Origin of the sequence: Streptomyces sp. NBC_00019, from assembly GCF_045041015.1 — a bacterium.
In the GTDB taxonomy this organism is placed as follows: domain Bacteria; phylum Actinomycetota; class Actinomycetes; order Streptomycetales; family Streptomycetaceae; genus Streptomyces.
The window spans coordinates 2,814,183-2,841,056 of the sequence record NZ_CP108302.1 but is presented as its reverse complement, the minus strand read 5'-3'; the positions used below and the strand labels follow the sequence as shown (position 1 = coordinate 2,841,056).

Annotated in this window: 28 protein-coding genes; 15 read left to right on the top strand and 13 right to left on the bottom strand. The window is 69.9% G+C overall.

The window, feature by feature from the left end; genetic code table 11:
* The first annotated feature begins 29 nt into the window (after positions 1 to 29).
* Positions 30 to 1,019 (top strand): 2,3,4,5-tetrahydropyridine-2,6-dicarboxylate N-succinyltransferase, encoded by a 990-nt coding sequence (dapD, locus tag OHU89_RS13605; protein ID WP_266894046.1) that lies wholly within the window; start codon positions 30 to 32, stop codon positions 1,017 to 1,019.
* A gap of 51 nt (positions 1,020 to 1,070) precedes the next feature.
* Here dapD and OHU89_RS13600 read toward each other — a convergent pair whose 3' ends face one another.
* On the bottom strand, positions 1,071 to 1,586 hold the full coding sequence (locus tag OHU89_RS13600; RefSeq protein ID WP_405642707.1) for a hypothetical protein: 516 nt from the start codon (positions 1,584 to 1,586) through the stop codon (positions 1,071 to 1,073).
* A gap of 139 nt (positions 1,587 to 1,725) precedes the next feature.
* On the opposite strand from OHU89_RS13600, the gene OHU89_RS13595 reads away from it, so the two are divergent.
* A complete protein-coding gene (locus tag OHU89_RS13595) occupies positions 1,726 to 2,286 on the top strand; it encodes a SigE family RNA polymerase sigma factor (RefSeq protein WP_405642706.1) in 561 nt (186 codons plus the stop codon).
* Positions 2,283 to 3,518, top strand: a complete 1,236-nt coding sequence (locus OHU89_RS13590) for a YncE family protein (protein ID WP_405642704.1) — start codon at positions 2,283 to 2,285, stop codon at positions 3,516 to 3,518. Before OHU89_RS13595 ends, OHU89_RS13590 begins: the two co-directional genes overlap by 4 nt.
* On the opposite strand, the gene dapA is transcribed toward OHU89_RS13590, so the two are convergent.
* Positions 3,519 to 4,433 carry a 4-hydroxy-tetrahydrodipicolinate synthase gene (dapA, locus tag OHU89_RS13585; protein WP_405642702.1) on the bottom strand — a complete coding sequence of 305 codons (915 nt, stop codon included), beginning with the start codon at positions 4,431 to 4,433 and terminating at the stop codon, positions 3,519 to 3,521.
* A gap of 175 nt (positions 4,434 to 4,608) precedes the next feature.
* Here dapA and OHU89_RS13580 point away from each other — a divergent pair, with 175 nt between their 5' ends.
* The 4 genes from OHU89_RS13580 to OHU89_RS13565 all read left to right on the top strand — a co-directional run bounded on the left by OHU89_RS13580 (position 4,609) and on the right by OHU89_RS13565 (position 6,379).
* Positions 4,609 to 4,743 (top strand): hypothetical protein, encoded by a 135-nt coding sequence (locus tag OHU89_RS13580; RefSeq protein WP_266894051.1) that lies wholly within the window; start codon positions 4,609 to 4,611, stop codon positions 4,741 to 4,743.
* Entirely contained in the window at positions 4,740 to 5,417 is a 678-nt protein-coding gene (locus OHU89_RS13575) for a hypothetical protein (RefSeq protein ID WP_405642701.1), read from the top strand. Before OHU89_RS13580 ends, OHU89_RS13575 begins: the two co-directional genes overlap by 4 nt.
* A 93-nt stretch (positions 5,418 to 5,510) precedes the next feature.
* Positions 5,511 to 5,921, top strand: a complete 411-nt coding sequence (locus tag OHU89_RS13570; protein WP_266894055.1) for a phage holin family protein — start codon at positions 5,511 to 5,513, stop codon at positions 5,919 to 5,921.
* Entirely contained in the window at positions 5,918 to 6,379 is a 462-nt protein-coding gene (locus OHU89_RS13565; protein WP_405642699.1) for a DUF3618 domain-containing protein, read from the top strand. Before OHU89_RS13570 ends, OHU89_RS13565 begins: the two co-directional genes overlap by 4 nt.
* A 219-nt stretch (positions 6,380 to 6,598) precedes the next feature.
* On the opposite strand, the gene OHU89_RS13560 is transcribed toward OHU89_RS13565, so the two are convergent.
* The gene (locus OHU89_RS13560) at positions 6,599 to 7,552 is read right to left on the bottom strand and encodes a YihY/virulence factor BrkB family protein (protein ID WP_405654483.1); all 954 of its coding nucleotides are present in this window, start codon (positions 7,550 to 7,552) and stop codon (positions 6,599 to 6,601) included.
* Positions 7,553 to 7,669: 117 nt separating this feature from the next.
* Between OHU89_RS13560 and OHU89_RS13555 the strand changes: the two genes are divergently transcribed.
* From OHU89_RS13555 to OHU89_RS13545, 3 genes are all read left to right on the top strand, one after another.
* Positions 7,670 to 8,371 (top strand): antibiotic biosynthesis monooxygenase, encoded by a 702-nt coding sequence (locus tag OHU89_RS13555; RefSeq protein WP_405642698.1) that lies wholly within the window; start codon positions 7,670 to 7,672, stop codon positions 8,369 to 8,371.
* A 73-nt stretch (positions 8,372 to 8,444) separates the two neighbouring features.
* Entirely contained in the window at positions 8,445 to 9,041 is a 597-nt protein-coding gene (locus OHU89_RS13550) for an ArsR/SmtB family transcription factor (protein WP_405642696.1), read from the top strand.
* A 3-nt stretch (positions 9,042 to 9,044) separates the two neighbouring features.
* Complete coding sequence (locus tag OHU89_RS13545; protein WP_405642694.1) at positions 9,045 to 9,779, top strand: SRPBCC domain-containing protein; 735 nt, start codon at positions 9,045 to 9,047, stop codon at positions 9,777 to 9,779.
* Between the two features lie 11 nt (positions 9,780 to 9,790).
* Here OHU89_RS13545 and OHU89_RS13540 read toward each other — a convergent pair whose 3' ends face one another.
* Positions 9,791 to 11,620 carry an endonuclease/exonuclease/phosphatase family protein gene (locus OHU89_RS13540; protein ID WP_405642692.1) on the bottom strand — a complete coding sequence of 610 codons (1,830 nt, stop codon included), beginning with the start codon at positions 11,618 to 11,620 and terminating at the stop codon, positions 9,791 to 9,793.
* A gap of 268 nt (positions 11,621 to 11,888) precedes the next feature.
* On the opposite strand from OHU89_RS13540, the gene OHU89_RS13535 reads away from it, so the two are divergent.
* A complete protein-coding gene (locus OHU89_RS13535; protein ID WP_405642690.1) occupies positions 11,889 to 13,325 on the top strand; it encodes a hypothetical protein in 1,437 nt (478 codons plus the stop codon).
* A 75-nt stretch (positions 13,326 to 13,400) separates the two neighbouring features.
* On the opposite strand, the gene OHU89_RS13530 is transcribed toward OHU89_RS13535, so the two are convergent.
* The 3 genes from OHU89_RS13530 to OHU89_RS13520 all read right to left on the bottom strand — a co-directional run bounded on the left by OHU89_RS13530 (position 13,401) and on the right by OHU89_RS13520 (position 15,318).
* Positions 13,401 to 13,847: a hypothetical protein gene (locus OHU89_RS13530; protein ID WP_266894068.1), complete on the bottom strand. Its 447-nt coding sequence runs from the start codon at positions 13,845 to 13,847 to the stop codon at positions 13,401 to 13,403.
* 37 nt (positions 13,848 to 13,884) lie between these two features.
* Entirely contained in the window at positions 13,885 to 15,045 is a 1,161-nt protein-coding gene (locus OHU89_RS13525; RefSeq protein ID WP_405642688.1) for a hypothetical protein, read from the bottom strand.
* Positions 15,046 to 15,120: 75 nt separating this feature from the next.
* Entirely contained in the window at positions 15,121 to 15,318 is a 198-nt protein-coding gene (locus OHU89_RS13520; RefSeq protein ID WP_405642686.1) for a hypothetical protein, read from the bottom strand.
* Between the two features lie 331 nt (positions 15,319 to 15,649).
* Between OHU89_RS13520 and OHU89_RS13515 the strand changes: the two genes are divergently transcribed.
* The 4 genes from OHU89_RS13515 (at position 15,650) to OHU89_RS13500 (ending at position 20,907) form a co-directional block, all read left to right on the top strand.
* Entirely contained in the window at positions 15,650 to 17,098 is a 1,449-nt protein-coding gene (locus OHU89_RS13515) for an alkaline phosphatase PhoX (protein WP_405642684.1), read from the top strand.
* A 453-nt stretch (positions 17,099 to 17,551) separates the two neighbouring features.
* Positions 17,552 to 19,132, top strand: coding sequence for a TROVE domain-containing protein (locus OHU89_RS13510; protein WP_405642682.1), 1,581 nt, complete (start codon positions 17,552 to 17,554; stop codon positions 19,130 to 19,132).
* 108 nt (positions 19,133 to 19,240) lie between these two features.
* The gene (locus tag OHU89_RS13505) at positions 19,241 to 19,870 is read left to right on the top strand and encodes a GntR family transcriptional regulator (RefSeq protein WP_405654480.1); all 630 of its coding nucleotides are present in this window, start codon (positions 19,241 to 19,243) and stop codon (positions 19,868 to 19,870) included.
* Positions 19,871 to 19,890: 20 nt separating this feature from the next.
* Complete coding sequence (locus OHU89_RS13500; protein WP_405642680.1) at positions 19,891 to 20,907, top strand: 1-aminocyclopropane-1-carboxylate deaminase; 1,017 nt, start codon at positions 19,891 to 19,893, stop codon at positions 20,905 to 20,907.
* 75 nt (positions 20,908 to 20,982) lie between these two features.
* Here the strand turns inward: OHU89_RS13500 and OHU89_RS13495 are convergent, their stop codons facing one another.
* The 6 genes from OHU89_RS13495 to OHU89_RS13470 form a co-directional block, all read right to left on the bottom strand.
* Complete coding sequence (locus tag OHU89_RS13495; RefSeq protein ID WP_405654477.1) at positions 20,983 to 22,209, bottom strand: TerD family protein; 1,227 nt, start codon at positions 22,207 to 22,209, stop codon at positions 20,983 to 20,985.
* Between the two features lie 63 nt (positions 22,210 to 22,272).
* Positions 22,273 to 22,497, bottom strand: a complete 225-nt coding sequence (locus tag OHU89_RS13490) for a hypothetical protein (RefSeq protein ID WP_405642678.1) — start codon at positions 22,495 to 22,497, stop codon at positions 22,273 to 22,275.
* Between the two features lie 191 nt (positions 22,498 to 22,688).
* Complete coding sequence (locus OHU89_RS13485; protein WP_266894082.1) at positions 22,689 to 23,678, bottom strand: zinc-dependent alcohol dehydrogenase family protein; 990 nt, start codon at positions 23,676 to 23,678, stop codon at positions 22,689 to 22,691.
* The gene (locus tag OHU89_RS13480) at positions 23,675 to 24,502 is read right to left on the bottom strand and encodes a carbohydrate ABC transporter permease (protein ID WP_405654474.1); all 828 of its coding nucleotides are present in this window, start codon (positions 24,500 to 24,502) and stop codon (positions 23,675 to 23,677) included. The genes OHU89_RS13485 and OHU89_RS13480 overlap by 4 nt, the downstream gene beginning before the upstream one ends.
* 5 nt (positions 24,503 to 24,507) lie before the next feature.
* A complete protein-coding gene (locus OHU89_RS13475; RefSeq protein ID WP_405642676.1) occupies positions 24,508 to 25,446 on the bottom strand; it encodes a carbohydrate ABC transporter permease in 939 nt (312 codons plus the stop codon).
* The gene (locus OHU89_RS13470; RefSeq protein WP_405642674.1) at positions 25,443 to 26,813 is read right to left on the bottom strand and encodes an ABC transporter substrate-binding protein; all 1,371 of its coding nucleotides are present in this window, start codon (positions 26,811 to 26,813) and stop codon (positions 25,443 to 25,445) included. The genes OHU89_RS13475 and OHU89_RS13470 overlap by 4 nt, the downstream gene beginning before the upstream one ends.
* Positions 26,814 to 26,874: the final 61 nt, after the last annotated feature.

The following is a 26,874-nucleotide window of genomic DNA, read 5'->3' as shown; positions in this document are numbered from 1 at the left end:
TGTGGCTGTGAGGCGGTTAGGTTGCCCTCATGACCGATACGACTGCTTCTCGTACCACCGGCGCCGTGGCCGCCGGCCTCGCCACGATCGCCGCCGACGGCACTGTTCTCGACACCTGGTTCCCCGCGCCCGAGCTGACGGCGGAGGCCGGGCCGTCCGGTACCGAGCGGCTGTCGGCCGAGCGGGCCGTGGAACTGCTCGGTGAGGGTGCCGCGAAGGCGATCGGGCCGGACGCCCGGCGTGGCGTCGAGGTGGTCGCGGTCCGTACGGTCATCTCTTCGCTGGACGAGAAGCCGACCGACACGCACGACACCTACCTGCGCCTGCACCTGCTCTCGCACCGCCTGGTCAAGCCGCACGGCCAGAGCCTGGACGGCATCTTCGGCCTCCTCGCCAACGTCGCCTGGACCTCGCTGGGCCCGGTCGCCGTCGACGACATCGAGAAGGTACGGCTGAACGCGCGGGCGGAGGGGCTGCACCTCCAGGTGACCTCCATCGACAAGTTCCCGCGCATGACGGACTACGTGGCGCCGAAGGGTGTCCGCATCGCCGACGCCGACCGCGTCCGCCTCGGTGCCCACCTCGCCGAGGGCACCACCGTCATGCACGAGGGCTTCGTCAACTTCAACGCCGGCACGCTCGGCACGTCGATGGTCGAGGGCCGTATCTCCGCCGGTGTCGTGGTCGGTGACGGCTCCGACATCGGCGGCGGCGCGTCGACGATGGGCACGCTGTCCGGTGGCGGCAACGTCCGTATCGTCATCGGCGAGCGCTGCCTCGTCGGCGCCGAGGCGGGCGTCGGTATCGCGCTGGGCGACGAGTGCGTCGTCGAGGCCGGTCTCTACGTCACCGCCGGCACCCGCGTCACCATGCCCGACGGCCAGATCGTCAAGGCCCGTGAGCTCTCCGGCGCTTCGAACATCCTCTTCCGCCGCAACTCGGTCACCGGCACGGTCGAGGCCCGGCCGAACAACGCGGTGTGGGGCGGGCTGAACGAGATCCTGCACAGCCACAACTGACGTCCGGCGTCACGGGGAGCGCCCTTCCGCCGAGTGCGGGAGGGCGCTCACTCATGTCCGCAGCGTCGTCGCGAACTCCGTCAGGGCCGTGAAGTCCTCCTCGCGCAGGCCGAGTCGGGGATCGACGTGGTGCAGGAGGGCGGGGGCCGGGTGGCGGTCGGTGACGTAGGCGGTGTCCGCCGGGCTCTGCTCGTCGTCGACCCAGGCGAAGGGGCGGCCTTCGGCGTACGCCACGATGGCCTCCGTCTTCCAGTGGATTCCGTCGGGGCGGTGCACGAGCAGGGAGTCGCCGAAGTCGACGTAGGGCAGCCGGGGGAGGCCGATGACCGGGGCGATCCAGCGGTTGGCCGCGTCCATCCAGGTCGTCGCCCAGCACAGGTCGTAGGGGAGCGCGAGGAGGGCCGCGCCGTGGGTGGGGTTGAGCCACACGCGCAGGGGGCGGCCCTGGTGCAAGGTCGCCCTGATCGTCGTATAGCCCTCGGGGCGACGCTCGGCCTTCGCCGCGTACGGGTTGAGGGGGCCGTCGACGTCGAGGAAGAGGAGCGGGCGGGGGCGCGGGCGGCTCATCGGGTCACCGTACGGGAGGGCACCTGGCGGGTCGGTGGAATTTTCTCGTACGCGCAGACATAGCGGGGTGCGGTCCCGCGCGTCAGAAGGGGCACAGGGGGCGGACATCGGGTCCGCCCCGGGGGAAGAGAAGGTGACGATGGATGCCGAAGCGCAGGACAGCTTCCGGGAGTTCGTGGAGCACCGGTCGTCCGCGCTGCTGAAGACGGCCGTGCTGCTCAGCGGCGGGGACCGGCACACCGCCGAGGACCTGCTGCAGAACGCGCTGATCAAGGCGGCCGGCCGCTGGCACCGCATCGACGAACCCGAGGCGTACGTACGGCAGATCCTCTACCGGCAGCAGATCAGCCGCTGGCGGCTGAAGTGGCCCAGACGTGAACTGAGTGTCGCCGAGCCGCCGGAGGGGCGGGCGGACGCGGACGCCTCGTCCGCCGCCGAGCTGCGTCTCGTGATGCGCGGCGCGCTCGCCCGCCTCACCGCCCGACAGCGCACCGTGCTCGTGCTGCGCTACTTCGAGGACCTGCCCGAAGCCGAAGTGGCCCGCGTCCTGGGCTGCTCCGTCGGCACCGTACGGTCCACCGCCCACCGCTCGCTCGCCCGGCTGCGCACCCTCGCGCCCGAGCTGGCCGCCCTGAGCGGTGGCGAGGACGCCCGGCAGCCGCCGGCTCATGACTACACACCCGTGGAGGTACGTCCGTGAACGTCGAGGAACTCGTGCGTGACTCCCTGCGGGAGCTGGCCGTCGAAGAGGCGTCGGCGGGCCCGGGGTTCGCCGACCGGGTGCTGGCCGTCCGCCGGCGCCGCCGCACCCGCAGGCTCGTGTCCGTCGCGGCCGCCACCGCGGCCGTGGTGGCCGTCTCCGTGGCGGTGCCGATGCTGAACGAAGGACGCGACGACGTACGCCCCGCGAGTGTCACGCAGCGGGACGGGATCAGCGCCCACCCCGACCAGTCGCCGCCGAGCGACCTGATCGCGGCCGGCCGGTCCGCGCTCGCCGCGTACTGCACGACGGCGCTCGTGGCGAAGAACAACAAGGAGGCGACCTACGAGCGGACCTACTGGCTGCTCGATCCCGACACCGGCAAGTACAAGAAGGACACCCGGTGGTCCTTCGTCGCCGTGGCACCGGGCCTGAAGACCGCCGCCGTGCTGGAGCGGACCCTGCCCGCCGCCCGGATCGGGCTGCTCGACCTCGCGACGGGGGAGGTCGAGCGGTGGATCCCGGTCGGGAAGGGGGTCGCAGGGCTGGCGTTCTCGAACGGCGGGACCGAGCTGGTCGCCACGACGTACTCCGAGCACCCCGACTCGCTCGACAAGAGCGAGGGCGAGTGGACGTCCATGCACAGGGTGAGCCGGACCGGGTTCCTCCTCCTGGACCTGGCCGCGAAGGGCGGGGGTATCTGGCACCGGGGCCCGAGTTCCTCCGTGGGTGGCCGCGCCGACTTCGCCTTCACTCGTGACGACAGGCACCTGTTCGCGGCCGGCGGAGGTCTCAGCACACTCGTCCGGCCGAAGTTCTACGACCTGTCGGGCAAGGAGACCGCCGCGCCCGCGAACGAGAAGCACCTGCGGTGGGACGTGCCCGCGCGGCTGTCCCCGAACGGCAAGCTGGCCGCCTCCGGCCTGGCCGAGGTGAACGATCCCGCCATCGCCCCGGAAGCCGGGAGGACCCTGCCCGGCCAGTCGTACTCCTTCATCAGGGATCCCCTCACCGGCAAGGAGATCACCAAGGTCCGCGGCGCCGAACTGCTTGCCTGGGTCGACGACCAGCGGCTCATCGCCTGGGAGCGGACCACCGGTCATGACGAGCCGTACAAGGACCGGCTCGTGCTGGTCACGATCGGCAGCAGCAAGGTCGTACCGCTGAGCGGAGTCCGCGAGCATCCGGAGACCGACCCGGAGCCGTGGGAGCCCGTCTTCGCCGAGCGCTGATCAGCCGGCCGTCAGCTCCTCGTATGCCGCCCGCAGCCCGTCGACCGCATCCCGGCCGGCGGGCAGCAGCGGTGCGCGGACCGGGCCCGCGGGCAGGCCCAGCTCGTTGAGGAGGGCCTTCACGGTGACCGTGCCGGGCAGGCCCGCCGACATCGTCAACTCGATGAGGGGCGTGGCGCGTTGCTGGAGGCGGGCCGCCTTCGCCGTGTCGCCCGCGTCGAACAGGTCGAGGACCGCGCGGAGTCGAGCGGGGACGAGGTTCGCGACGGTGCTCACATATCCCGCGCCGCCCACCGCGTACAGCGCGAGGTTGTGTTCGTCGCAGCCCGCGTAGTACGCCAACTCCGTCCGGGAGATGACCTTCTGGGCGGCGAGGAAGTCGTAGGAGCAGTCCTTCACCGCCACGATCCGGGGGTGTTCGGCGAGCCGGATCAGGGTGTCGGGCTCGATACGGGTGCCGGTGCGGCCCGGGATGTCGTACACCGCGATCGGCAGGCCCACGGAATCCGCGATCTGCCGGAAGTGTGCCTCGACGGCGTCCTGCGGGGGCTTGCTGTAGTACGGGCTGACCACCAACAGGCCGTCCGCGCCCGCCTTTTCGGCCTCCAGGGCGAGTTCGACGGTGTGCCGGGTGTCGAAGGTGCCGACGCCCGCCAGGACCGACGCCCGCTCGCCCACCGCCTCCCGCACCGCCCGTACGAGCTCCGCCTTCTCGGCGTCCGTCATCGTGGGCGACTCACCGGTCGTCCCGGAGAGCACCAGCCCGTCGCAGCCCTCCGACACCAGCCGCTCCGCGAGCCGCTGGGCACCGTCGAGGTCGAGGGCGCCGCCCTCTGTGAAGGGCGTGATCATGGCGCAGAGGGCGCGGCCGAAGGGAGGGACGGGGGGAGGGGTGGAGGGAGCGGAGTACGTCATGGGGGTAGTCTCGGCGGAGCCATCGTGAAGCTCCACTTAATTTTTCTACGCAGTATTGATAAGCGATACTAAGGAGTTGCTGGCGGTGAGCGACTCCAGGGCCCTATGTCCAAATCGGCACTTCATGGGTCACCATGGCCAGGACGGTCATCGGCCCCTGGTCATGGGAGGCGTCATGAAGCTCGGTAAGGCACTCGCCACCGGAGTCGCGGAAGAGCGGCCGCAGGCGCACGAGCAGGAACCCGAACTCGAACTTCCGGAAGAGATCAAGGAACTGAGGGCGCCCGAAGAGGTCCCGGCCGCCCGATGAGGCTGCGGCTTCCGGAGGAACGCCCGACGGAGCCGCCGACCGGATACAAGATCGCCCACCCGGTGCTGTCCCACGACGGCACCCGGGCCGGGTTCACCGGTGTGTCGCTGGGCGGCGCGCTGCCGTACGGAGTCGTGGCCGACGCGTCCTGCGTCTACGGCCTGCGGCACCAGGCACCGCACCGTCGCTGCGACTGCGGCTTCCACTGTGTGCACGACCGCTCGACGGCCGAGGCACTGCTGTGCACGGCCGAGCATCGGGCGGCCGTCCTGCTCGAGGTCTCGGTCATCGGCCGCTACCTCCGTTTCGAACGCGGCTTCCGCTATGCCCGCCAGCGGATCCGGGCCGCCACCGTGGGCCCCTGCATCTGCGGCACGGTCGCCTCCGCGCTGGCGGACGCCGGCTGGGGCCGCCCTGGCTGGCGCGCGCTCGCGCCCTCGTGTGCGGGGTGTCTGCGGGGTCGTACGTCCGTCTCGCTCGCGTCGTTCGCACGGCTGGCGGGGGACGGGTTGCGGGTGGTGGCGGGGACTGGGGCGGTGGTGGCGGATGTTTCGGCCGACGGCCTCGGCGTGCCCGAACTCGCGGCGGAGGCCGCCTTGCTGCAGGCGCGGCTGGATTGGTTCCAGCGCCAGCTGGCGAAGCTGGGGGAGCGTGGGAAGGGCGGGGAGGGCTAGGGCTACGGTCCGGTGACCGAACTCGCGAAACAGCGCTTGTGGGGGCCGCAATCGGGTACTCGTCCGCTCCGAACCAGAGAGGAGGCGGACACCGTGACCCACTCCACGGCCCCCGGCCCGACCCAGCACTCCGTGGGTGAACTCGTCGGACAGGCCACCGAACAGCTCTCGCAGCTCGTACGACAGGAAGTGGCCCTCGCCAAGGAGGAGCTGGCCGAGAAGGGCCGGCGCGCAGGCCGCGGCGGCGGGCTGCTCGGCGCCGCGGGCGCATTCGGCTACGCCGGTCTGCTCGCCCTGGCCGGTACGGCGACCGCCGCGCTCTCGCTGGCGCTGGCCGTCTGGGCCGCGGCGCTCATCGTGACGGCGGTGCTGTTCGTGATCGCGGCTGTGCTTGCCGCTCGCGGTCGCGCCCAGTTGCGCCGGGCCGCGCCCCCCACGCCCGAGGAGACCCTCGGCAGCGTCAGGGCCGATGTCGAGGAGATCAGGGAAAGGGCACACCGATGACGAACAAGACGACGCCGGGCGTGGCGGGCGGGGCCAAGGGTCCTGAGGAGCTGCGTCAGCAGATCGAGGAGACGAGGGGCCAGCTCGGCGACACGGTCGAGGAGCTGGCGAGCAAGGCGGATGTGAAGGGGCGGGCCATGGCGCGTGCCGCGGATCTCAAGGACAAGGCCGGTGCGATGACTGTGCAGCTGCGCAGCAGTGCGGCTGAGGCCGGTCATGCTGTTCAGGATCGGGCGAGTCGGGCGGGGCATGCCGTTCAGGGCAGGGCGAGCGAGGTCGGGCACACGGTGCAGGACAAGGCGACTCATGCGGGGCATGCCGTCGAGCACAGCGTGCCGCGTCCTGTGCGTACCGTCGTCCAGGTTGCGCTGCGGCATCCGCGGCCGGTGATGGTCGTGGGGGCGGTGGTGGGCGTCGTGGTCGTGGAGGAGATGGTGCGGCGGCGGAACGGACGCTAGCTAGGCGGAGCGGGGAGTTGTGTGGCGCCGGCCGGGTGAGTGCTGCCCGGCCGGCGTCGGCGTGACGGGGTGGTGGGGGTGCGCGCCGGGCTTTTCTCGCCCCCGCCGCCCCTACCCGTCCCATCCCTGGGGGCTGCGCCCCCAGACCCCCGCTTCGGCCCTGAACGGGCCTCGTCCTCAAACGCCGGACGGGCTGAAAGGCGCGGACCGGCGTTTTGGTCACTGCTCCCGTGCCGCTCGCCACTTCGGTGGCCATTTTCGGGTGTCCCTTGGCTCCACGTACGGTTCCTCCGTCGGGGGGCGGCCGTCGGTGATTGCTCGTTCTCGGGCCAGTTCGGCGTCGAATTCCAGGCCCAGCAGGATCGCGAGGTTGGAGAGCCAGAGCCAGACGAGGAAGACGATGGCGCCTGCGAGGGTGCCGTATGTCTTGTTGTACGAGCCGAAGTTGGCCGCGTAGACGGCGAAGCCGGCGGAGGCCGCGAGCCAGATCAGGGTGGCGAGGCAGCTGCCGGGGGAGATCCAGCGGAAGCCGCGGCCGCGGACGTTGGGGGCGGCCCAGTACAGCAGGCCGATCATCAGAACGACCAGGATCAGCAGGACCGGCCACTTGGCGATGCCCCAGAGGGTGATCGCCGCGTTCCCGAGCCCGATCGCCGTGCCCGCCCGTTCCGCCAGCGGGCCGGTGAACACCACGATCACCGCGCTGGCGGCGAGCATCAGCATCAGGGCCACGGTCAGGATCAGCCTGAGCGGCGTCAGTTTCCACACCGGGCGGCCCTCGGGGAGGTCGTACACCGCGTTGGACGTACGGATGAACGCGGCGACGTAACCGGACGCGGACCACAGCGCGGCCAGCAGCCCGAGCACCGCGAGGACGCTCCCCGTGCCTCCCGTGTCGCTGAGCTGTGCCACCGCGTCCCGCAGGATGTCCCGCGCCGGACCCGGGGCCAGGTCCCCGATGTTGCCGAGGATCTTGTCCGTGGCGCTCTGCCCCACCACCCCCAGCAGGGACACCAGCACGAGCAGCGCGGGAAACAGCGACAGCACGCCGTAGTACGTCAACGCGGCCGCCCGGTCGGAGAGTTCGTCGTCCTGGAACTCCTTCACCGTGCGCCGCAACACCGCCCGCCAGGAACGCGCGGGCAACTCGGAGGGACTGTCCTTCTCGGCCATGACCAGGCGGGTCTCCCGAAATCCCGTGGCCAAGCACGGGCTTGACCTGAATCTTGGTTGAGGTTGGAGGGTGAGGCGTACACCGATCGCGAGCGATCACGAGTGAGGGAGTCCGCCATGACCCGTCGTACCGACGACCACCCCGACCTGACCGACCCCCGTGTCGGCGCCCCCTTCTTCAGCACCTGGCGTGTGGGCACCCCCGAGCGGCAGCGCGACGCGGTCGAGGCCATCGCCCGTACCTGGGAGCGCAGGCCCTGGCCGACCGCCGATCTGCGCTCGTACCACGTCTACACCGGCCATGACACGGGCACGCTGCTCCACCACTCGCAGTGGACGGGCGAGGCGGCGTACGAGGCCTTCGTCAAGACGCACCGGCAGGAGCGGGTGGACGAGATCGACACCGCCGTGCCCGGCATCGAGCGCCTGTGGCTCGGCCGCTACCGGCGCTACCGCAGTGGCGTCCGGGAGGGCGACACACGGGTGCCGGGGTGCATCGTGATCGTCGACGTGGAGTTCGAGGGCCCCGATCCTGATCGGCAGCGTGCCTGGGTGGACGCCGTTTTCGAGGCGCTGGAGAGCGAGCCGAACCCGCATCGCGGAGGGATCTCCGGTCACTTCCACCTGAGCACCGACGGCACCCGGGTCCTGAACTACGCCGGGTGGGAGAGCGCCCAGGCCCACATCGACGCCATGGCCGCACCCGGGGACGGCATCGGCTCGGCGAGCGCCCTCTGGGAGCGCGTGCAGACCTGGCCGGGGCTCAAGAGCAGCACGGTCAGCCGGTACGACCACGCGCTGGGGCTCGTACCCGAGTGACCCGGCTGAGGGGCCCGTCACCGAAAACTCTTCTCTCCTGGACAAAAAAAGTTTTCGGTGAGACGGTGGACGCATGCTGGACGTGACCGTGATCGAGGACCCCGAGGCCGCAGCCGTCTCGCTGGACCCCATAAGGGCCAGGCTGCTCGCCGAGCTCGCCGCCGGACCCGCGTCGGCGGCGATGCTCGCCGGCAAGGTCGGACTGCCCCGGCAGAAGGTGAACTACCACCTCAAGGCGCTGGAGCGGCACGGCCTGGTCGAGCTGGCCGGGGAGCGCCGTAAGGGCAATGTCACCGAGCGGCTGATGCGGGCGACGGCCGCGTCGTACGTCATCTCGCCGCTCGCGCTCGCCTCCGTGCAGCCGGACCCGGACCGCTTCCGCGACCAGCTCTCCGCGCGCTGGCTGCTCGCGCTCGGCGCCCGGCTGGTGCGGGACGTCGGGCAGTTGATCACCGGTGCGGCAAAGGCGCGCAAGGGGCTCGCCACCTACGCGCTGGACGGCGAGGTGCGGTTCGCGTCGGCCGTCGAACGGGCCGCGTTCGTCCAGGAGTTGACGGCGGGAGTCACCGCGCTGATCCGCAAGTACGACGCCCCGGATTCCGAGGGCGGCCGGGACCATCGGATCGTCGTGGCGGTCCATCCCACCCTCAAGCAGACCGAGTTGGAGTAGATCATGTCCAAAGAGTTCGAGATCGTCCGCGAGTTCGAGGTCGACGCCACCCCGCAGCAGGTGTGGGACGCCGTCACCACCGGCACCGACGGCTATCTGTGGCCGATGGAGCCGCCGGAGCCCAAGGTCGGCGGCAAGGGGCCCTTCGGGTCCACCGTCACCGCCTGGGACCCGCCCCACCGCTACACCAACCGGGTCGAGAACGTGGAGGGCATCTCCGAGCAGACCATGAACCAGCTCGACTACACCGTCGAGCCGCGCGACGACGGCCGCCGCGCCTGGGTGCGGTATGTACACAGCGGGATCTTCGTCGACGACTGGGACAACCAGTACGACGGCGCCGCCAAGCACACCGACTTCTATCTGCACACCCTGCGCGAGTACCTCACCCACTTCGCGCCCCGGCCCGCCGCCTTCGCGACCTTCGACGGACCTGAGGCGTCGAAGGCCGCGGACGCGCTGGAAGTCGTCGCCCGGGCGCTCGGGGTCGGGGAGGGCGTGGCCGCCGGGACCTCGGTGAGGGTCCATGGGCCCGACGAGTTCGACGCCGTCGTCGACTTCCGCAACCCCTACTTCATCGGGCTGCGCACCGACCGGGGGCTCACCCGGATCTTCGGACGGAACAACTGGGGTTACCCGGTCGGCGTCTCCCTGCACGACTTCACGCCGGGTGACGACATCAAGGAGTGCGAAGCCGCCTGGCAGGACTGGCTGAACGGGGTGTTCAACCAGTCCTGAGCCCAAGGGATTTACGGCTGGAAGCGCAGCACCTGCGGGTCGTGGTCGCTGATCTGGTCGTTGAACTCCGAGTTGACGTGCACGCTGTCGTACTCGAAGTCGCAGGACTTCCGGATCGAGGGGCTGACCAGGATCTGGTCCAGGACCTGGGCGTTGCCCTGGTAGACGTACGAGTAACGCTCGCTCTTCGGCAGCGACTTGATCGCCGACCAGAGGGCGCCGTCGGTCTCCAGGATCTTGGCGGTGTCGGAGAACTCGAAGTCGTTGATGTCGCCGAGGGCGATGACGTCCGCGTTCTTCTGGGTGGCCAGGACGTCCTTGACGAACGCGTTCACCGCGGTCGCCTGGAGGTGGCGCTGGGTCTCCGAGCTGCGCGGCACCGGCTGGTACTGCGAGGTCAGACCGTAGTCGCCGCCCTTGGAGTTGAAGTGGTTGGCGATCACGAAGACCGTCCTGCCACGGAAGACGAACTCGCCGACCAGCGGCTTGCGGCTGTTCGCCCAGGCCGCGTCGGCCGGGGCGATACGGCCCGGGGAGACCGTCAGCGCGGCCTTGCCCTTCTCCTTGGTGACACCGACGGCGGTCGTGGCGTCGCCGCCCGCGCGGTCGGTGAAGGAGACCCGCTCCGGGTTGAAGAGGAACACCTGGCGGATGTTGCCGCCCGGCTCGCCGCCGTCGGTGCCGTTCGCCGGGTCGATGGAGCGCCAGTCGTACGTCGGGCCGCCTGCGGCGACGATCGCGTCGATCAGCTTCTGCACCGTCTGGTCGGCGGCGACCGTGCCGTCGTTCGTCGCGCCGTTGTTGTCCTGGATCTCCTCCAGGGACACGATGTCGGGCGACTGCAGGTTGTGCACGATCGCGGCGGCGTGCTCGGCGAAGGTGTTGTCGGACGGGTCGAGGTTCTCGACGTTGTACGTTGCGACCGCCAGCTCGCCCTTCTTCTGCTTCTCGGTCGTCTCACGGGCCACACCGGCGCTCTTCAGCGTGCCGATCGTGTTGGCGACGAGGGTGTAACCGCCGAACTGGTTGTAGTCCAGCGGGCCGGAGGTGGCGCCCTCCAGGACGTCACCGACGTTCGCCTTCGGGAAGGCGGAGGTAGCGCCGAGGGACTGGATCTGGATACGGCCCGAGTTCTGCGACTCGTAGGAGCCGTAGACCGTGCCGCCGCGGCGGTTGGCGTTCTCGCGCGGCTTCACCGTGACCCAGAGCTCGGTGTACGGGTCGGTGGCGCCGGTCACCCGGGCGTCGGCGACCTGGACGTTCTCGCCCTCCAGGGACTCGTAGTAGTCCAGGGCGTACTTCGACGGCTCCAGGGTCAGGCCGTTGACGGAGTTGCTCGCGGCGCTGTCGCCCGCCGGGGCGTACGCGGCCGGGACCGACTTGGCGCCGATGACCTTCGCGGCCGGGACGGCGTTGCCGCTGGAGACGACGGTGAACGTCGGCTTGGTGATCTCGGTGATCGACTGGTTGCCGGAAGCGGCGCCGGCCGGGACGAACTCCGAGACCGTGCCCGACACCGTGACGAGGTCGCCGACGGCGACGCCCTTCGGGGTGGAGCTGGTGAAGACGAAGACGCCCTCACTGGTGGCCGGGTTGGCGTCGGCGTTCGGGGCTTGGATCCAGAAACCTCTGGAGGAGCCGTAGGTGCGGATGCCGGTGACGATTCCGGACACATCCGTGACGGCCTTGCCCGCGTACGGGGATATGCGCGTGGTGCCCTGAATGTCATGGATGGCCACGGAGTCCGCGTGCGCGGGAGAGGTCAGGACGATGGTGGACGCCGCGGAACATACGGCGGCGACGGTGAGCGCGGCGAGGCGCGCAGAGGACTTGCTCGGCAACGGGATCCCTCCGGGGACGTGCATAGCGCCGGGACGAGGGTGAAATGTGTGTGGAGCCGAACCGGTGGGGCGGTGCGACGCGCGTAGAAATTACAGTGAACACATGTCCAGCAGATTTCTACGCGCGTAATCTCCTGCCTGGTCAGGCCACTTGTCAAGGTTTCGGCCATGTACGCGGCCCGACGGGCAGATGAACCGGGCGGCATGGGTCGAAATCCGTCTAGGCTGAGCGGCTGAGTCGTCACGCCGTCTCTAGGAGAACCAGCCGATGTCAGACAGCTCCCCCTTGCCGCCGGTGCGGCTGCATCCCGAAGCGGAGCTGGCGCGGGACGCGCTGTCCACGCCGTTGCTGTCCCGGGCCGCCCGACTCGCCCGCTGGGCCGGCCCCGACACCCGCGTCGACGCCGGCGGCGAGCTCGTCGAGGAACAGCTGCCCGCCGCCGCCGAGCTGCTCGACCTGACCGGGGACGACGCCGCCGCCTGGGCGAGCGAGGCCTGGCGGGTCGCCGTGGACACCGGGCTCGTCGAGATCACCGACGAGGAAGAGGGCACCGTCGCCGCGGGCGAGGAGCTCGCCCTGCTCACCGGCGGCACACCGCACGACGTGCTCTCCGTGTGGCAGACGGCGCTGGAGACGGTGCTCGCCGACGCGAGCGTGCCGGACCTGGACGACCTGGTCGAGGCGGTGAACCCGGAAGAGGGGATCGCGGAGATCGACCTCTCCTCGCTGGACTGGGACCCGGAGGCGGAGGCCGAGTTCCTCGACGGTGTGCTCGGCAACCTGTATCTGCTGACCGTCAACGAGGAAGGGCCCGGCGACGGACCCGTGCCGCTGCCCGCCCTCGCCGCCTCGATGATCGTGCCCAGCGACATGAGGGAGCCCACCAACGACGTCCTGGAGCAGGTCTCCGACGCGATGATGCGCCTCGACGACCAGTTCCGGCTCCTGGAGCCGGTCGGTCTGGTCGAGTACCAGCCCGTCGACGAGGCGCTCATGGCCGACGTTGACGAGGAGCCCGCCGCGCCGGTCGACGACACCGACGTGTCCCGGTACGGCATGGTGCGGCTCACCCCGCTCGGCCTGTACGGGCTGCGGGCGCGGCTGATGGAGGCCGGATTCCCGGCGCCCGCCGTCGGGGACCTCGCCGACAAGGGCGCGGACGCGCTCCTCGACGGCACCGCCCACTTTCCGCCCGCCGCCGCGCAGGCCGAGACCGAGCAGTGGCTGGCGCGGCGCGAAGCCCTCGCCGCGGCACGGGAGTTGCTGGCGGCCGCCCGGGGCGGGGACGCCGGGGCACCGCTGCGGAGGCTGCGGTGCCAGCAGGCGCTGTCGCTGGTGGGCGCTACTGCCGAGCCCGCCCTGCGGGAAGTGCTCGACGACGCGGAGCTCGGAGGTCTGGCCCGGGTCTGGCTGAGCGAGCAGGGCGCTTCCGACGTTCCGCCGCCGCCCGAGTCGATGATCTTCTGGCTGACCGTGGACACGGTCGCCGCGCAGCTCGCGGCCGAAGGGAACTCCGATGAGCTGAGGGCACTGGTCGAGGGGCTGGCACAGCAGCACAGCGGGTTCTTCTCGGCGGCCTGGCGGGTGGATCACCCGGCGACCGCGGATGTGCTGGAGGCGATGGGGCGGCTGCATCCGGACAAGAAGATCGCGAAGGAGGCGCGCAAGGCCGCCTTCAAGGCGCGTTCCCAGCAGGGGAGTTGACACGGCTGTGGCGGGGAGGTCGCTGACCTCCCCGCCACAACACTCAGTTGTTGACTACTTCAGCGGTTCGCAGCCTCAGCAGTGGTGGATCGTCGTGTGCTTGAACGACGACGTCGCTCCGTTGAAGCCGTACGTACCCCGGTAGGCGGGCGGGTTCTGGAACTCGCCGACGATGGTGATCGTGTTGGCGCAGGGGCCCTGACCGGTACGCTTCGCGTCCAGGCGAATCGTTTCGCCTACGAAGCCGCCTGTGATGTCCCAGGGGGCGCCGCAGATGCCGGAGGTGATCTTTCCGCCGGTCACGACGTGCGGGTAGGTGTTGGGGTTGTACTTCACCTCCATGGCGAAGGTCACCGCCCCGTTGTGCAGTTCCAGCTTGGCGGACGTGGCGACCGCGTCGGGGGACACGTCCTGCAGCGAGGCGAACGCCTCGTCACGCGTCTTGACTTCCGCGCCCTGGGGGTTGTGGAAGCGGTGTTCGGAGCCGGCTTGGCTCTTCTGCCGCTTGGCCTGCGTGGTCATGCTGATTCCCTCTTCCTGTGCGGGTGTCGATTGACCGTCAGGCCAGCTGCTCGGCGATCTCCACCCGCAGCAGTGCGCGGACGTTCTCGATGTGGTTGACCACGGTGACGACCGAGGAGCCCGCGAAGAGCAGACCGGTCGCGACGTTGTCGAGGGAGGTCACCAGCGAACCGGAGTCGCCGCCCGCCGAGATGGTCGTCGTCAGGATCTGGTCCTTGAACCGGGCCGTCCCCGCCGTGCCGTAGTTGACGTCGATCGTGGCGTCGGTCGCCATGATCCGGCCGAAGCTGATGTTCGTCGTACGGCCGGTCTTCTTCACCAGGTCGCCGACCGCGACGTTGGCCTTGCGCCGCCAGGCGCGCGGCGCACCGCTGAAGTACTGCTCACGGGTGGCGTCCTGGAACTCCACCGCACCGAGCGCACAGTCCACGACGTTGTTGTGGCGCTCCACCGGGATCTGCGGCGCGAACTGGATCGGGATGAACCGGTCCAGGGTCGCGATGCGGTCCGCGGGGTCCGTGCCGCCGTCGAACGTGCCGGGCTGCAGGATCGGGCTGCCCAGCTGCGCGCGGTTGGAGTCGGCCAGCACGTGGTTGTTGGAGAGGATGTAGAACTTCGACGGGGTCCCGAGGCCGGGACCCGGCGGGTCCACGGAGGCTCCCGGCAGGAAGTCGTACACCACGCTGCCCAGTGTGCCCGCGGTCACCCGTACGTTGCCGACCGAGAAGCCGGAAGGGGACGGGCGCATACGGCGCTTGAGGAGCTGCGGCTCGAACTGTCCGAGCGCGCTGAGCTCTTCCAGCAACGGCTGCGAGAGCCCCGCGAGTTGCTCGGCCACGCTGCCGTCGGGCTGGTAGGAGACACCGCGGTCATCGGAGCGGCCCGAGGTCCTGCGCTGCCGCTGACGCTGCGCGGCGACATGGCCGACCGCGACTACGTCGGTAGGGGTGCCGTCGTCCATCACCTGCGGGATGACATCCCGCTCGGGAAGCTGGGACTCCGGAACCTTCTGGGTCACGAACACCAACACGGCTGCCTCGCCCGTGGGTTGTCCGTCGATCCACTTCACGCCGTGGCCGAAGCCTACGACGTTGGCCAGCGGCGACTGTTGCCGCAGGAAGTCTGAACTCGCTTGCTGGCGGGAGCTGTCACTCAGCTGACCACCAGTCGGTCCTCGCATCATTTCGGGCTGGCTCACGCCAGACCACCTCTTCAGTTTTCGGCTCTGGGTTCCTTACGGGCCGCGGCGCGGTGACTCAGCGCTCAGAACGGCTCACAAGTCCTCTTCCTGAGCGCTCACTTCACCGATCGCGAGCACGCGCACCGGTACGCCGTCGAGCTCGTCCGGAACCACGTCTTCTTGGAGGAGCCGGTCACGGGGCACTTTCCGGGTGACGAAGACGATGATCACGTCCTGTCCCGAGTGCTCGTCCCTCCCGGTGCCGACTCCACTCACATGGGCCAGCTTCATGAGCCGGCCTTCATGGAGGCGACTCACCCGCTTCGCGTCCATCGGGCTCGCCTCCCCTTCGGGTGGTGTGCTCTTCCGGTCTATGTCCCGGGGCTTGGAGAGTCAAGGCATTCTGAAATGAATCACGAATTTCATCACGATTCGCCCCTGTTGACCTTCATTACGAAGATTATTCCTCCCATTGGCTCGAACAGCGGCGGTCTGGCGGATTCACGGAAGCGGGGCCCTCGCAGCCGCCCCCTGTTCAACTGCCGTTCAGACGTGGGCGGGACGGTGGCGCCGACCCGAGGTCCCCCCACCCTCCAGGCCACCCACCGTCACAGGAGACACCATGTCGCTCACCCGCAGGGACTTCGCCACGAAATCCGCGATCACCGGTGCCGGGGTCGCGCTGGCCGGCAGCGTCGGCGCCCTCGCCACCGCGCCGAACGCGCTCGCGGCCACCGACATCGAGAGCCAGGGAGCGGAGGCCGCGGGCGGCCACGGCGGTGTCGGCTACGGGCTGCTGATCCCCGATCCCGCCGGCATCCTCGCGCTGCCCGCCGGATTCAAGTACCGCGTCATCACCCACAGCGGGAAGACCAAGCTGGAGTCCGGCGAGATCACGCCCTCCAACCATGACGGCACGGCCGCCTTCGCGGGCCCCCGCGGCACCACCCTCCTCGTCAATAACCACGAGCTGAAGGGCCCGCGCGCCAACTGGAAGTACCCCGTGCCGCTCACCGAGGGCCTCGTCTACGACCCCGCCGCGTCCGGCGGCTGCACCGTCGTCGAGGTGCGCCCCGACGGACAGCTCGCCGAGTGGGTCGGCATCGCCGGGACCTCCACCAACTGCGCGGGCGGCAGCACTCCTTGGGGTACCTGGCTCACCGGCGAGGAGACCGAGGACAAGGCCGGCCAGAACGGCATGACAAAGGACCACGGCTACGTCTTCGAGGTCGACCCCGCCGACCTCCGCGCCAACCGCGACCCCAAGCCCGTCAAGGCGTTCGGCCGGTACGCCCACGAGGCGGTCGTCATCGACCCCAAGCGTGGCCACGCCTACCTCACCGAGGACGCCTCGGGCCCCAACGGCCTGCTCTTCCGCTGGACCCCGCCGGAGGGCTTCCGGCACGGCCGCGGCAAGCTGCGCACCCTCGCCGACGACGCCGGCGTCCTCCAGGCGTTCAAGTGCTTCGACTCCGGCGGCAAGTTCGTCGACGACCTCTCCCGCGCCACGAAGACCGGCACGGTCTACGGCGTCGACTGGATCGACGTCCCCGACCGCGACGCGAAGACCGCCCCCGTCCGCAAGCAGTTCGCCGACGGCGAGATCACCCGCGCCCGCAAGCTGGAGGGCATGTGGTGGGGCGACGGCGGCACCTACATCGTCTCCTCGTACGCCCGTGACGAGAGCCCCGTCCAGCACGACGGCCAGGTCTGGTTCTACGACCCCAAGCGCCGCACGCTGACGTTGAAGGTCCTGCTGGGCGTCAACCCCGACCCCTCCAAGGACGGTGCCTTCGACGGCCCCGACAACATCACCGTCTCCCCCTACGGCGGCCTCGTCATCGCCGAGGACGGCGAGGGCGTCCAGCATCTGTTCGGCGCCACCGACAGCGGCCGCACCTACCCCATCGCCCGCAACGAACTCAACATCGGCACCGAAGAGGAGCCCGAGTACAGCGAGTTCACCGGCGTCACCTTCTCGCCCGACGGCCGGACCCTGTACGCCAACATCCAGACGCCCGGAATCATGCTGGCCATCACCGGTCCCTGGAAGCGCCAGAAGCGCGGGTAATTAATTCGCTCGCCCGTTCCGCGGCCGCCCTCCTACAGTGATGAACGTCCAGGTGCGAAGGCAGGACCTACTTCCACTGATAATGGGGCGGCCGCGGGTTCGAGTCCCGCCACCGGTACAACGCGCCGGTGTAGCTCAGGGGTTAGAGCACCTAATGTCGGTTCCGCCGACCTGAACTCTGGACACCACAACTTCATGCACCTCCCGGTGCGAACCATTTGATCTCGGGGAGGCGCAGCTCAAGGTGGGTGCCCGGTGCGCAGGCAGCGGATACTTCGGGAACTGGTGGGGGCGAGTCCCTCATGCGGGTTCGAATCCCGTCATCGGCCCAGGGTCGGTGTGGCGGAACGGAAGACGCGCCAGTTATAAGCAACCGCAGTCGACTTCGACCTCGGACACCCTCCTTTTGTTGCGCCTCCCTCCGAAACGGCAATGAATTCGGGGGAATTCACCATGGCGCGATTCAACAAGAAGGCGGCACGAGCTCAGCCCACCTCGCGAGTCACCTCCACCGGACGGGTACTCCGGTCGTACGAGGGCGGCCGCGGCCACGAGCGGGACGCGCGCTCCGAACTCTTTCTGCTGGCGATCGCCAACTTCGTCTCGCAGCAGACCTTCTACGAGTCCGGCGCCGACCGTGACGACCGTTTCGCGCGCCTCGTTCGGCAGCTCGCCGTCGAGGACCCCGCGTGGACGGCCGGCCTGCTCGGCTGGCTGCGCGGCGAGGGAAACCTCCGTACGGCCTCGATCGTGGGCGCCGCCGAGTACGTGAAGGCACGTCTGGACGCGGGCGTCACCGACGGACCGGCCAACCGGCAGGTCATCGCCTCGGTGCTGCGGCGCCCGGACGAGCCCGGCGAGCTGCTCGGGTACTGGACGGCGACGTACGGCCGCGCCGTGCCCAAGCCCGTCAAGCGCGGTGTCGCCGACGCCGTACAGCGTCTCTACAGCGGCAAGTCGCTGCTGAAGTACGACACCGCGTCCAAGGGCTACCGCTTCGGCGACATCCTCAACCTGGTGCACGCGGCGCCCGACGCCGACAAGCCGTGGCAGGGCGAGCTGTTCCGGTACGCGCTCGACCGCCGGCACAACCCGGACGCGGCCGTGCCGCCCGCGTCGAACACCGTGCTCACCGCGCACCGCGAGCTGATGGCGCTGCCGGTCGGGCAGCGGCGTGCGGTCGTCACGTCCGAGGGCGGCGCCGAGCGGCTCGCGGCGGCCGGGATGACGTGGGAGGCGCTGGCCGGATGGCTCCAGGGCCCGATGGACAAGGCGGCCTGGGAGGCCGTGATCCCGTCCATGGGTGCCATGGCGCTGGTCCGCAACCTGCGGAACTTCGACCAGGCCGGAGTCTCGGACGAGGTCGCGGCCCAGGTCGCGGCGCGCATCAGCGACCCGGCCGAGGTCGCGCGGTCGCGGCAGTTCCCCTTCCGGTACCTGGCCGCGTACCAGCACGCGCCCTCGCTGCGCTGGTCGTACCCGCTGGAGCAGGCGCTCGGCCACTCGCTGGCCAATGTGCCCGCGCTGCCCGGCCGGACGCTGGTCCTGGTCGACCGTTCGGGCTCGATGTGGGCGCGGCTGTCGGACCGCTCGCAGCTCAACCGGGCCGACGCGGCGGCGATCTTCGGTACGGCGCTGGCACTGCGGGCCGAGCAGGCGGACCTCGTCGAGTTCGGTACCACGAGCCGGAACCTGGCGTACGGCAAGGGCGAGTCGGTGCTGAAGATCCTGGGCCGCTTCGGCGACCTGGGCGGCACCGACACCACCTCGGCGGTCCGTGCGCACTACCGGGGGCAGGACCGGGTGCTGATCGTCACCGACGAGCAGTACACGTTCAACCGGCACGGTGACCCGACCCAGCAGGTCCCCGCCCATGTGCCGGTCTACACCTGGAACCTCGCCGGCTACCGCGCGGGCCACGGCCCGTCGGGCAAGGCGAACCGGCACACGTTCGGTGGTCTCTCGGACGCGGCCTTCCGGATGGTTCCGCTGCTGGAGAGCGCTCGGGACGCCGACTGGCCGTGGGCTGTCTGAGCGGTGACAAGCGTGGCCCGCACTTTCACGGGGAGTGCGGGCCACACCCTTGTCCGTGCTCTTGTCCGCCTCGTGGATTGACATCTAACATTTCAGTTTGTGGAAGCCATACCGCGCACCTTGCTCAGGGACCGCGCCTACGAATCCATCCGGGACGCCATCGTCGCCGGTGAGCTCGAACCCGGCGCGGCGGTGCGGGACGCCGATCTCGCGGAACGGCTCGGGCTGTCCCGGGCGCCCGTGCGGGAGGCGTTCTCGCGGCTCGTCGACGAGGGGCTGCTGGAGAGCAAGCCGCAGAGCTATACCCGGGTGACCCCGCTGATGGCCGGGGAGGTGCGGGACGCCGCGGCCGTGGTGGGTGCCATGCACGAACTCGTCACCCGGGTCGCCGTGCCCCGGCTGTTCGCCGCGGACGTCGAGACGATGCGCACGGCCAACGAGAGGTTCGCGGCGGCCGTCGCCGCAGGCGACGTGGACACCGCGCTCCAGGCCGACGACGAACTCCACGACGTCCTCGTCCGTGTCAGCGGCAACCGCGCCGCGGCCGCCACCGCCGCCCGCTACACCCCGCTCATCCGCCGGCTGGAGCGACGGCGCTTCGGCGAGGGCGGCACCTGCCGTTCCGCCGGGCTGCACGAGCGGCTCATCGAGGCCTGCGCGGCCGGTGACGTGGACGGGGCGGTCCGGGTCACGGCCGAGATCTGGCGCGGCCTCGCCGAACTCGCCGACAGCGACTGAACCCCGTCCCGGGAGGACCCATGTCCCTTTCCTCGTACGACCGTTACCCGCTCCTCTTCGGTCCGTCGCCGGTGCACAGGTTGGAACGGCTCACCGCTCACCTCGGCGGTGCGGCGATCTGGGCCAAGCGCGAGGACTGCAACTCCGGGGTGGCGTACGGCGGGAACAAGACCCGCAAGCTGGAGTACCTGATCGCCGACGCCCTCGCCCAGGGCTGCGACACGCTGGTCTCGATCGGTGGGGTGCAGTCCAACCACACCCGTCAGGTCGCGGCCTGTGCCGCCCGTGCGGGGCTCAAGTGCGTGCTGGTGCAGGAGAGTTGGGTGGACTGGCCGGACGCCGTGTACGACAAGGTCGGCAACATCCTGATCAGCCGGCTCGCCGGGGCCGACGTACGGCTGGTGAAGGCCGGGTTCGGGATCGGGTTCAAGGAGAGCTGGGAGCAGGCGCTCAGGGAGGTCGAGGAGTCGGGCGGCAAGCCGTACGCCATCCCCGCCGGCGCCTCCGACCATCCGCTCGGCGGCCTCGGCTTCGCCGGGTGGGCGTACGAAGTCGCCGAGCAGGAACGGGAATCGGGGGTCTTCTTCGACACCGTGGTCGTGTGCTCGGTGACCGGGTCCACCCAGGCGGGGATGGTCGCCGGGTTCGCCGCCCTGGAGGAGGCGGGGGCGCGGCCGCGCCGGGTGCTCGGCATCGACGCGTCCGCGAAGCCCGCAGCCACGCGCGAGCAGATCGCCCGGATCGCCTACGGCACCGGGCAACTCATCGGGGTGAAGCGGGAGTTGACCGAAGCGGACATCGAGCTGGACGACCGGTACCACGCGGGCGTCTACGGCATCCCCGACGAGGCCACCCTCGCGGCGATGCGGCTCGCCGCCCGCACCGAGGGGATGGTCACCGACCCCGTGTACGAGGGAAAGTCCATGGCAGGCCTCGTCGATCTCGTGGAGCGCGGGGAGATCGGGCGGGACTCCACCGTCCTGTACGCCCACCTGGGCGGGCAGCCGGCGCTGAACGCCTACAGCGCGCTCTTCTGAACTGCGACGGGCTTCGGCGGACCGGATCGGCGGTCGGGTCCGGCCGGGGGAGGACGCCGGCCGGACCCGTGACGGCTACAGGGCCTGAGCGGCCGGCTTCACCATTCCGCGCACCGTGCGGGACTTCACGAAGTCGCCCATCGCCGTCATCTCCCACTCGCCGGAGAACTGGCGGATCAGCTTGGCCATCATCACACCGGTCTGGGCCTCGGCGCCGGTGAGGTCGAAGCGGACGAGTTCCTCGCCGGTCGTGGCGTCCAGCAGCCGGCAGTAGGCCTTGGCGACCTCGGTGAACTTCTGCCCGGAGAAGGAGTTGACGGTGAAGACCAGCCCGCTGACCTCCTGCGGCAGCCGTCCGAGGTCGACGGTGATGACCTCGTCGTCGCCGCCGCCCTCGCCGGTGAGGTTGTCGCCGGAGTGGCGGATGGCGCCGCCCACGATCTGGAGCTTGCCGAAGTAGCAGCTGTCGACGTGGTTGCGCTGCGGGCCGTACGCGATGACCGAGGCGTCCAGGTCGATGTCCTTGCCGCGGTACGCCGGCTCCCAGCCGAGGCCCATCTTGACCGAGGAGAGCAGGGGGCGGCCGCCCTTGACGAGGGACACCGTCTGGTTCTTCTGGAGGCTGACACGGCCCTTGTCGAGGTTGATCTTCCCCGCGCCGGGCGCGTGTGCGGGCGGCGGCGGGGTCGCCGGAGTGGTCATCGGCGGGGCGGGCGGGGTGACGGGGGTCTGGATGGTGGGCTGCGGCGGGGCGACGGGGGCGACGGGGGTGACGGGGGCGGCCGGCTGGGGCGGCGCCACGGGGGCCGGTTCCTCCACGCTCACGCCGAAGTCGGTGGCGATGCCGGCGAGGCCGTTGGAGTAGCCCTGGCCCACCGCGCGTGCCTTCCACGCGCCGTTGCGCAGGTAGATCTCCACGACCACCAGCGCGGTCTCGGCACCTAGCTGCGGGGGTGTGAAGGTGGCCAGGACGGCGTTGTCGTCGGCGCTGCGGATCGTCGCCGTCGGTTCGACGCCCTGGAAGGTCTGGCCGGCGGCGTCCGGGCTGGCGGTGACGACGATCTTCTCGATGCCGGGCGGCAGCGCGGCGGTGTCGACGATGATCGCGTCCGGGGCTGCGCCGCCGCCGGAGCGGTACGTCACGCCCGGGCCGTTGGGCTGGTTGTAGAAGATGAAGTCGTCGTCCGAGCGCACCTTGCCGTCGGCGGTGAGCAGCAGGCCCGATACGTCGAGCCGCACCGGGGCGGCGACGTCCACCGTCACGCGCGCGGTGGAGAGAGGGATGTTCGAGCCGGGGGTCATAGCTGTCATGACCGGTGAACGATCGAGCCCGCTTTACCGTTCCCTTACCTGCGACCGATCGGCTCAGTGGCGGTTTCTGGGGTGGTTGCGGGCGGTGCGTTCATTGCCGCGCTTGTAGTTTCCGGTCCAGCGGGCCATGACGAGCTGAGGGTCGGAGGACGACTCGACCTCGGCGAGGAACTGGGTGGCTCTTGGGCCGTGGAGGGTGGTGGCGGGGCGGTTGTGGTGGGTGATGTGGACGGTTCCGTTGGTGTGGGCTTCGTAGTGGAATCCCTGGGGTCTTGGCATGCGGGGATGGTAGGGGGCCGGTGGGGGCGGACCCCAACGGTTTTCGCCCCCGCCGCCCCTACCCGTCCCCATCCCTGGGGGCTGCGCCCCCAGACCCCCGCTTCGGCCCTGAACGGGCCTCGCCCTCAAACGCCGGACGGGCTGGTTGGTCAGCCCCTCCGGCGTTTGAGGAGCGGGGGCGAGGAAAAGCCCTACGGCACCACCACGATCTTCCTGCCCACGCCCGCCGCGAACTGGTCCAGGGCCTCCGGATACCGGTCCAGGGGGATGCGGTCGCTGATGAAGATCTCGGGGTCGAGGACGCCGTTCGCGAAGAGTTCCGCCGCCCGTTCGAAGCTGTGGAGGACCGCCATCGAGCCCGTGATGGTGATCTCCTGGTTGTAGATGCGGTACGGGTCGATCGTCACGCGCGTCGCGTAGTCGGCCACGCCGAACTGGAGGAACGTGCCCGCCTTCGCCACCCGCTCCAGCCCGTCCTGGATCGCCGCCGCGTTGCCCGTCGCGTCGACGACCACGTCCCAGCCCTGAGGGCGCTCGAGCTCGTCCGCGTTCGCCGCCGAGGACGAGACGCCCAGTCGGCGGGCCGTTTCCAGGCGGGACGGGTTCAGATCCACCACGTCCACACTCGCCGCACCCGTCCGCTTTGCCAGCTCCAGCATCATCAGCCCCATGGTTCCGGAGCCGTAGATCAGGACGTGGGCGCCCAGCCGGGACTGCAGGACGTCGTAGCCGCGTACCGCGCACGACAGCGGTTCCACCAGGGCCGCGTCCTGCGTGCGGACGTGCTCGGGGAGCCGTACGCAGTTCGCCACCGGGGCCACCGCGTACTGCGCCGCGCCGCCGGCCGTGGTCACACCGATCGCCGCCCAGCGTTCACAGAGGTTGTTGTGGCCCGTACGGCAGTAGCGGCACTCGTAGCAGTACAGGGACGGGTCCACCGCCACCCGGTCGCCCACCGACAGTTCCGTCACCTGCCGGCCGACCCCCACCACCTCGCCCGCGAACTCGTGCCCCGGCACGATCGGCAGCTTCGGCGCGAACTCGCCCTGGAGGATGTGCAGGTCGGTGCCGCACAGTCCGCACGCGGCGACCTCGACGACGACCTCGCGCGGACCCGGCGTCGGGTCCGGGACCTCGGCGACGACGGCACGGCCCACGGACTCGATGACGGCGGCCTTCATTTCACGGCTCCCAACGACAGACCCTGGACCAGCTTGTCCTGGGCGGCGAACCCCGCGGCGAGCACCGGCAGGGAGATGACGAGCGACGCGGCGCATACCTTCGCCAGGAACAGGCCCTGGCTGGTGATGAAGCCGGTCAGGAAGACGGGGGCGGTCTCCGCCACCACGCCGGTCAGGACCCGCGCGAACAGCAGCTCGTTCCAGCTGAAGATGAAGCAGATCAGCGCTGTGGCGGCGATTCCCGGGAGGGCGATCGGGGCCACCACGCGCGCCAGGATCGTCGGGAGCCGCGCCCCGTCCACCCGGGCCGCCTCGATGATCGCCACCGGCACCTCGGCCAGGAACGACTGCATCATCCACACCGCGATCGGCAGGTTCATGGAGGTGTAGAGGATGACCAGCAGCCAGATGTTGTCGAGCATGTCCGTGTTCTTGGCGAACAGGTAGATGGGCAGCAGACCCGCCACCACCGGCAGCATCTTCGTCGACAGGAAGAAGAACAGGACGTCCGTCCACTTCTTCACCGGGCGGATCGACAGCGCGTACGCCGCCGGGAGCGCCAGGAGCAGGACGAAGGCCGTCGACGCCAGCGATGCCACCGTCGAGTTGATCAGCGAGGGCCAGGGGCTCGCGCCGCCGCCCGTGCCGAAGAACTCGCGGTAGCCGTCCAGGGTGAGGGCCGCTCCGAAGGAGGGGGGATTCGTCGCCGCGTCCGTCTCCGAGTGGAAGGACGTCAGGGCCATCCACGCGATGGGGAGGAAGAAGACGATCCCCAGCAGCCAGGCCAGCAGGCCCAGGCCAACGCCCTTACGGCGTACGGTCATTGCACTCATGCCCGACCCGCCTCCTCACGGAACAGGGACGACACCACGCGCAGGGCGAAGGTCGCGATGATGATCGAGCCGATGACCACCAGGACGCCCGCGGCCGAGGCGAGGCCGTTCTCGTGGGCCTGGTAGAAGCTCTGGTAGACGGTGTAGGGGAGGTTGGCGGTGCCGAGGCCGCCCGACGTGATGGTGAAGACCGCGTCGAAGTTCTGGACGATGTAGATCGAGCCCAGCAGGGCGCCGAGTTCGAGGTAGCGGCGCAGGTGCGGGAGGGTCAGGTAGCGGAACATCTGCCACTGGCTGGCGCCGTCGACCTTCGCCGCCTCCATCTGCTGCTGGTCGCGGCTCTGCAGGCCGGCCAGCAGGATCAGCATCATGAACGGCGTCCACTGCCAGACGAGAGAAGCTTCGACGGCGAGCAGCGGGGTGTTGGAGATCCAGTCGGGCTGTGGGCCGCCCACATAGTGCAACAACCCATTGAGCAGACCGTATTCAGGGTTGTAGAGCACATGCTTCCAGAGCAGTGCCGCGGCCACGGGGACCACCAGGAAGGGGGCGATGAGGAGGGTGCGGACCACGCCACGGCCCCGGAAATTCCGGTCGAGGAGCAGTGCCAGAGCCAGGCCGAGCACCAGGCTGACCAGCACCACGGCGACCGTCAACAGGACCGTCGTCCACACCGAGCGGCGCAGGGCCTCGTCGGTCAGGACCTGCTGGTAGTTGTCGATGCCCGTGAAGTGCCGGGCCTTCGGGTACAGGGCGTTCCAGTCGAAGAACGAGATCACCAGCGTGGCCACGAACGGGAGCTGGGTGACCACGATCATGAAGATCAGGGCGGGCAGGAGCGGGGCCCGGGTGGCCCAGTTGCGCAGCCGGGCCGACGGTGGGCGGGCGGCGCGTACGGGAGTTGCGGCCACGGGGGCCGTCGTTGTCGCTGTCATCGTCCCTCGTACTCCTCGGAGATCTTCTCGGCGAGCCGCTGGGACTTCTCCAGCGCCGACTCGACGGACTGGCGTCCGGCGATGGCCGCGCTGATCTCCTGGGAGACCTTGGTGCCGAGATCGGTGAACTCGGGGATGCCGACGAACTGGATGCCGGGCGCGGGGCGCGGCTGCACCCCCGGGTCATTGGGCTGCGCGCCCTCGATGGCCTCCTTGGTCATCTCCTGGAAGGCGGCGGCCTCTTTGACGTACGCCGGATTCGTGTACGTCGACGCGCGCTTGCCGGCCGGGACGTTGGACCAGCCGATCTGGTCGCCGACCAGCTGTTCGTACTGCTTTCCGGAGGCCCAGGACACGAACTTCCAGGCCTTGTCGGGGTTGCGGGAGGCGTCCTGGATGCCCCAGGCCCAGGTGTAGAGCCAGCCGGAGGACTTCGTCTCCTCGACGGGAGCGGGGGCGTAGCCGACCTTGCCCTTGACGGGGGAGTCGTTCGCCTCCAGGGAACCGGCGGCGCTCGTGGCGTCGTACCACATGGCGACCTTGCTCTGGGTCATGTTGTTCAGGCACTCGGCGAAGCCGGACTGGGGCGCTCCCGACTCACCGTGCTCGCGTACGAGGTCGACATAGAACTTCGTCGCCTTCTCCCACTCGGGAGAGTCGAGCCGGGCCTTCCAGTTCTGGTCGAACCAGGTGCCGCCGAAGGTGTTCACGACGGTCGTCAGAGGCGCCATCACCTCGCCCCAGCCCGGCAGTCCGCGCAGACAGATGCCCTTCATGCCGGACTCGGCGCCGTCCACCTTCGCGGCCAGGTCGGCCACCTGGGTCCAGGTGGGGTGGGCCGGCATCGTCAGGCCCGCCTTCGCGAAGACGTCCTTGCGGTACATCAGGAAGGAGGACTCGCCGTAGAAGGGCTGGCCGTAGAGCTTGCCGTCGTCGCCGGTCAGGGACTGGCGCATGGGCTTGAGGACGTCCTGCTCGTCGTACGCCGGGTCCTTGGCGACGTAGGAGTCCATCTCGTGCAGCCAGCCGTTGCGGGCGTAGATCGGGATCTCGTAGTTGGAGAGGGTGGCCACGTCGTACTGGCCCGCCTGGTTGGCGAAGTCCTGGCTGATCTTGTCGCGGACGTCGTTCTCGGGCAGGACGGTGAAGTTGACCTTGATGCCGGTCTCTTCGGTGAAGCGGGGGGCGAGTTTCTGCAACTCGGTCATCTGGGGGTTGTTGACCATGAGGACGTTGATCGAGTTGCCGCCCGCCCCCGCCCCGCCGGCTCCGACCCAGCAGCCGGAGAGCAGCGGGGTGAGCAGCGTCCCTGCGGCGGCCAGGGCGAGCGTGGCTCGCGGTGGCCGTCGTCGGCTCTGGGTTCGCATGGATCGCTCCTGGACTTATGGGGAGATAAAGGGCACGACAAGGTGTGGCGTGCCGCATTGA

Excerpts from the sequence above, each read along its gene's own strand:
- OHU89_RS13520 (WP_405642686.1), bottom strand. The coding sequence starts at position 15,318 with ATGAAGCTGGCCCATGTGAGTGGAGTCGGCACCGGGAGGGACGAGCAC.
- dapD (WP_266894046.1), top strand. The coding sequence starts at position 30 with ATGACCGATACGACTGCTTCTCGTACCACCGGCGCCGTGGCCGCCGGC.
- OHU89_RS13595 (WP_405642706.1), top strand. The coding sequence starts at position 1,726 with ATGGATGCCGAAGCGCAGGACAGCTTCCGGGAGTTCGTGGAGCACCGG.
- OHU89_RS13565 (WP_405642699.1), top strand. The coding sequence starts at position 5,918 with ATGACGAACAAGACGACGCCGGGCGTGGCGGGCGGGGCCAAGGGTCCT.
- OHU89_RS13515 (WP_405642684.1), top strand. The coding sequence starts at position 15,650 with ATGTCGCTCACCCGCAGGGACTTCGCCACGAAATCCGCGATCACCGGT.
- OHU89_RS13480 (WP_405654474.1), bottom strand. The coding sequence starts at position 24,502 with ATGACCGTACGCCGTAAGGGCGTTGGCCTGGGCCTGCTGGCCTGGCTG.
- OHU89_RS13490 (WP_405642678.1), bottom strand. The coding sequence starts at position 22,497 with ATGCCAAGACCCCAGGGATTCCACTACGAAGCCCACACCAACGGAACC.
- OHU89_RS13560 (WP_405654483.1), bottom strand. The coding sequence starts at position 7,552 with ATGGCCGAGAAGGACAGTCCCTCCGAGTTGCCCGCGCGTTCCTGGCGG.
- OHU89_RS13580 (WP_266894051.1), top strand. The coding sequence starts at position 4,609 with ATGAAGCTCGGTAAGGCACTCGCCACCGGAGTCGCGGAAGAGCGGCCG.
- OHU89_RS13500 (WP_405642680.1), top strand. The coding sequence starts at position 19,891 with ATGTCCCTTTCCTCGTACGACCGTTACCCGCTCCTCTTCGGTCCGTCG.
- OHU89_RS13495 (WP_405654477.1), bottom strand. The coding sequence starts at position 22,209 with ATGACCCCCGGCTCGAACATCCCTCTCTCCACCGCGCGCGTGACGGTG.
- dapA (WP_405642702.1), bottom strand. The coding sequence starts at position 4,433 with ATGACGTACTCCGCTCCCTCCACCCCTCCCCCCGTCCCTCCCTTCGGC.
- OHU89_RS13545 (WP_405642694.1), top strand. The coding sequence starts at position 9,045 with ATGTCCAAAGAGTTCGAGATCGTCCGCGAGTTCGAGGTCGACGCCACC.
- OHU89_RS13470 (WP_405642674.1), bottom strand. The coding sequence starts at position 26,813 with ATGCGAACCCAGAGCCGACGACGGCCACCGCGAGCCACGCTCGCCCTG.
- OHU89_RS13575 (WP_405642701.1), top strand. The coding sequence starts at position 4,740 with ATGAGGCTGCGGCTTCCGGAGGAACGCCCGACGGAGCCGCCGACCGGA.
- OHU89_RS13600 (WP_405642707.1), bottom strand. The coding sequence starts at position 1,586 with ATGAGCCGCCCGCGCCCCCGCCCGCTCCTCTTCCTCGACGTCGACGGC.
- OHU89_RS13485 (WP_266894082.1), bottom strand. The coding sequence starts at position 23,678 with ATGAAGGCCGCCGTCATCGAGTCCGTGGGCCGTGCCGTCGTCGCCGAG.
- OHU89_RS13510 (WP_405642682.1), top strand. The coding sequence starts at position 17,552 with ATGGCGCGATTCAACAAGAAGGCGGCACGAGCTCAGCCCACCTCGCGA.
- OHU89_RS13550 (WP_405642696.1), top strand. The coding sequence starts at position 8,445 with ATGCTGGACGTGACCGTGATCGAGGACCCCGAGGCCGCAGCCGTCTCG.
- OHU89_RS13530 (WP_266894068.1), bottom strand. The coding sequence starts at position 13,847 with ATGACCACGCAGGCCAAGCGGCAGAAGAGCCAAGCCGGCTCCGAACAC.
- OHU89_RS13535 (WP_405642690.1), top strand. The coding sequence starts at position 11,889 with ATGTCAGACAGCTCCCCCTTGCCGCCGGTGCGGCTGCATCCCGAAGCG.
- OHU89_RS13555 (WP_405642698.1), top strand. The coding sequence starts at position 7,670 with ATGACCCGTCGTACCGACGACCACCCCGACCTGACCGACCCCCGTGTC.
- OHU89_RS13475 (WP_405642676.1), bottom strand. The coding sequence starts at position 25,446 with ATGACAGCGACAACGACGGCCCCCGTGGCCGCAACTCCCGTACGCGCC.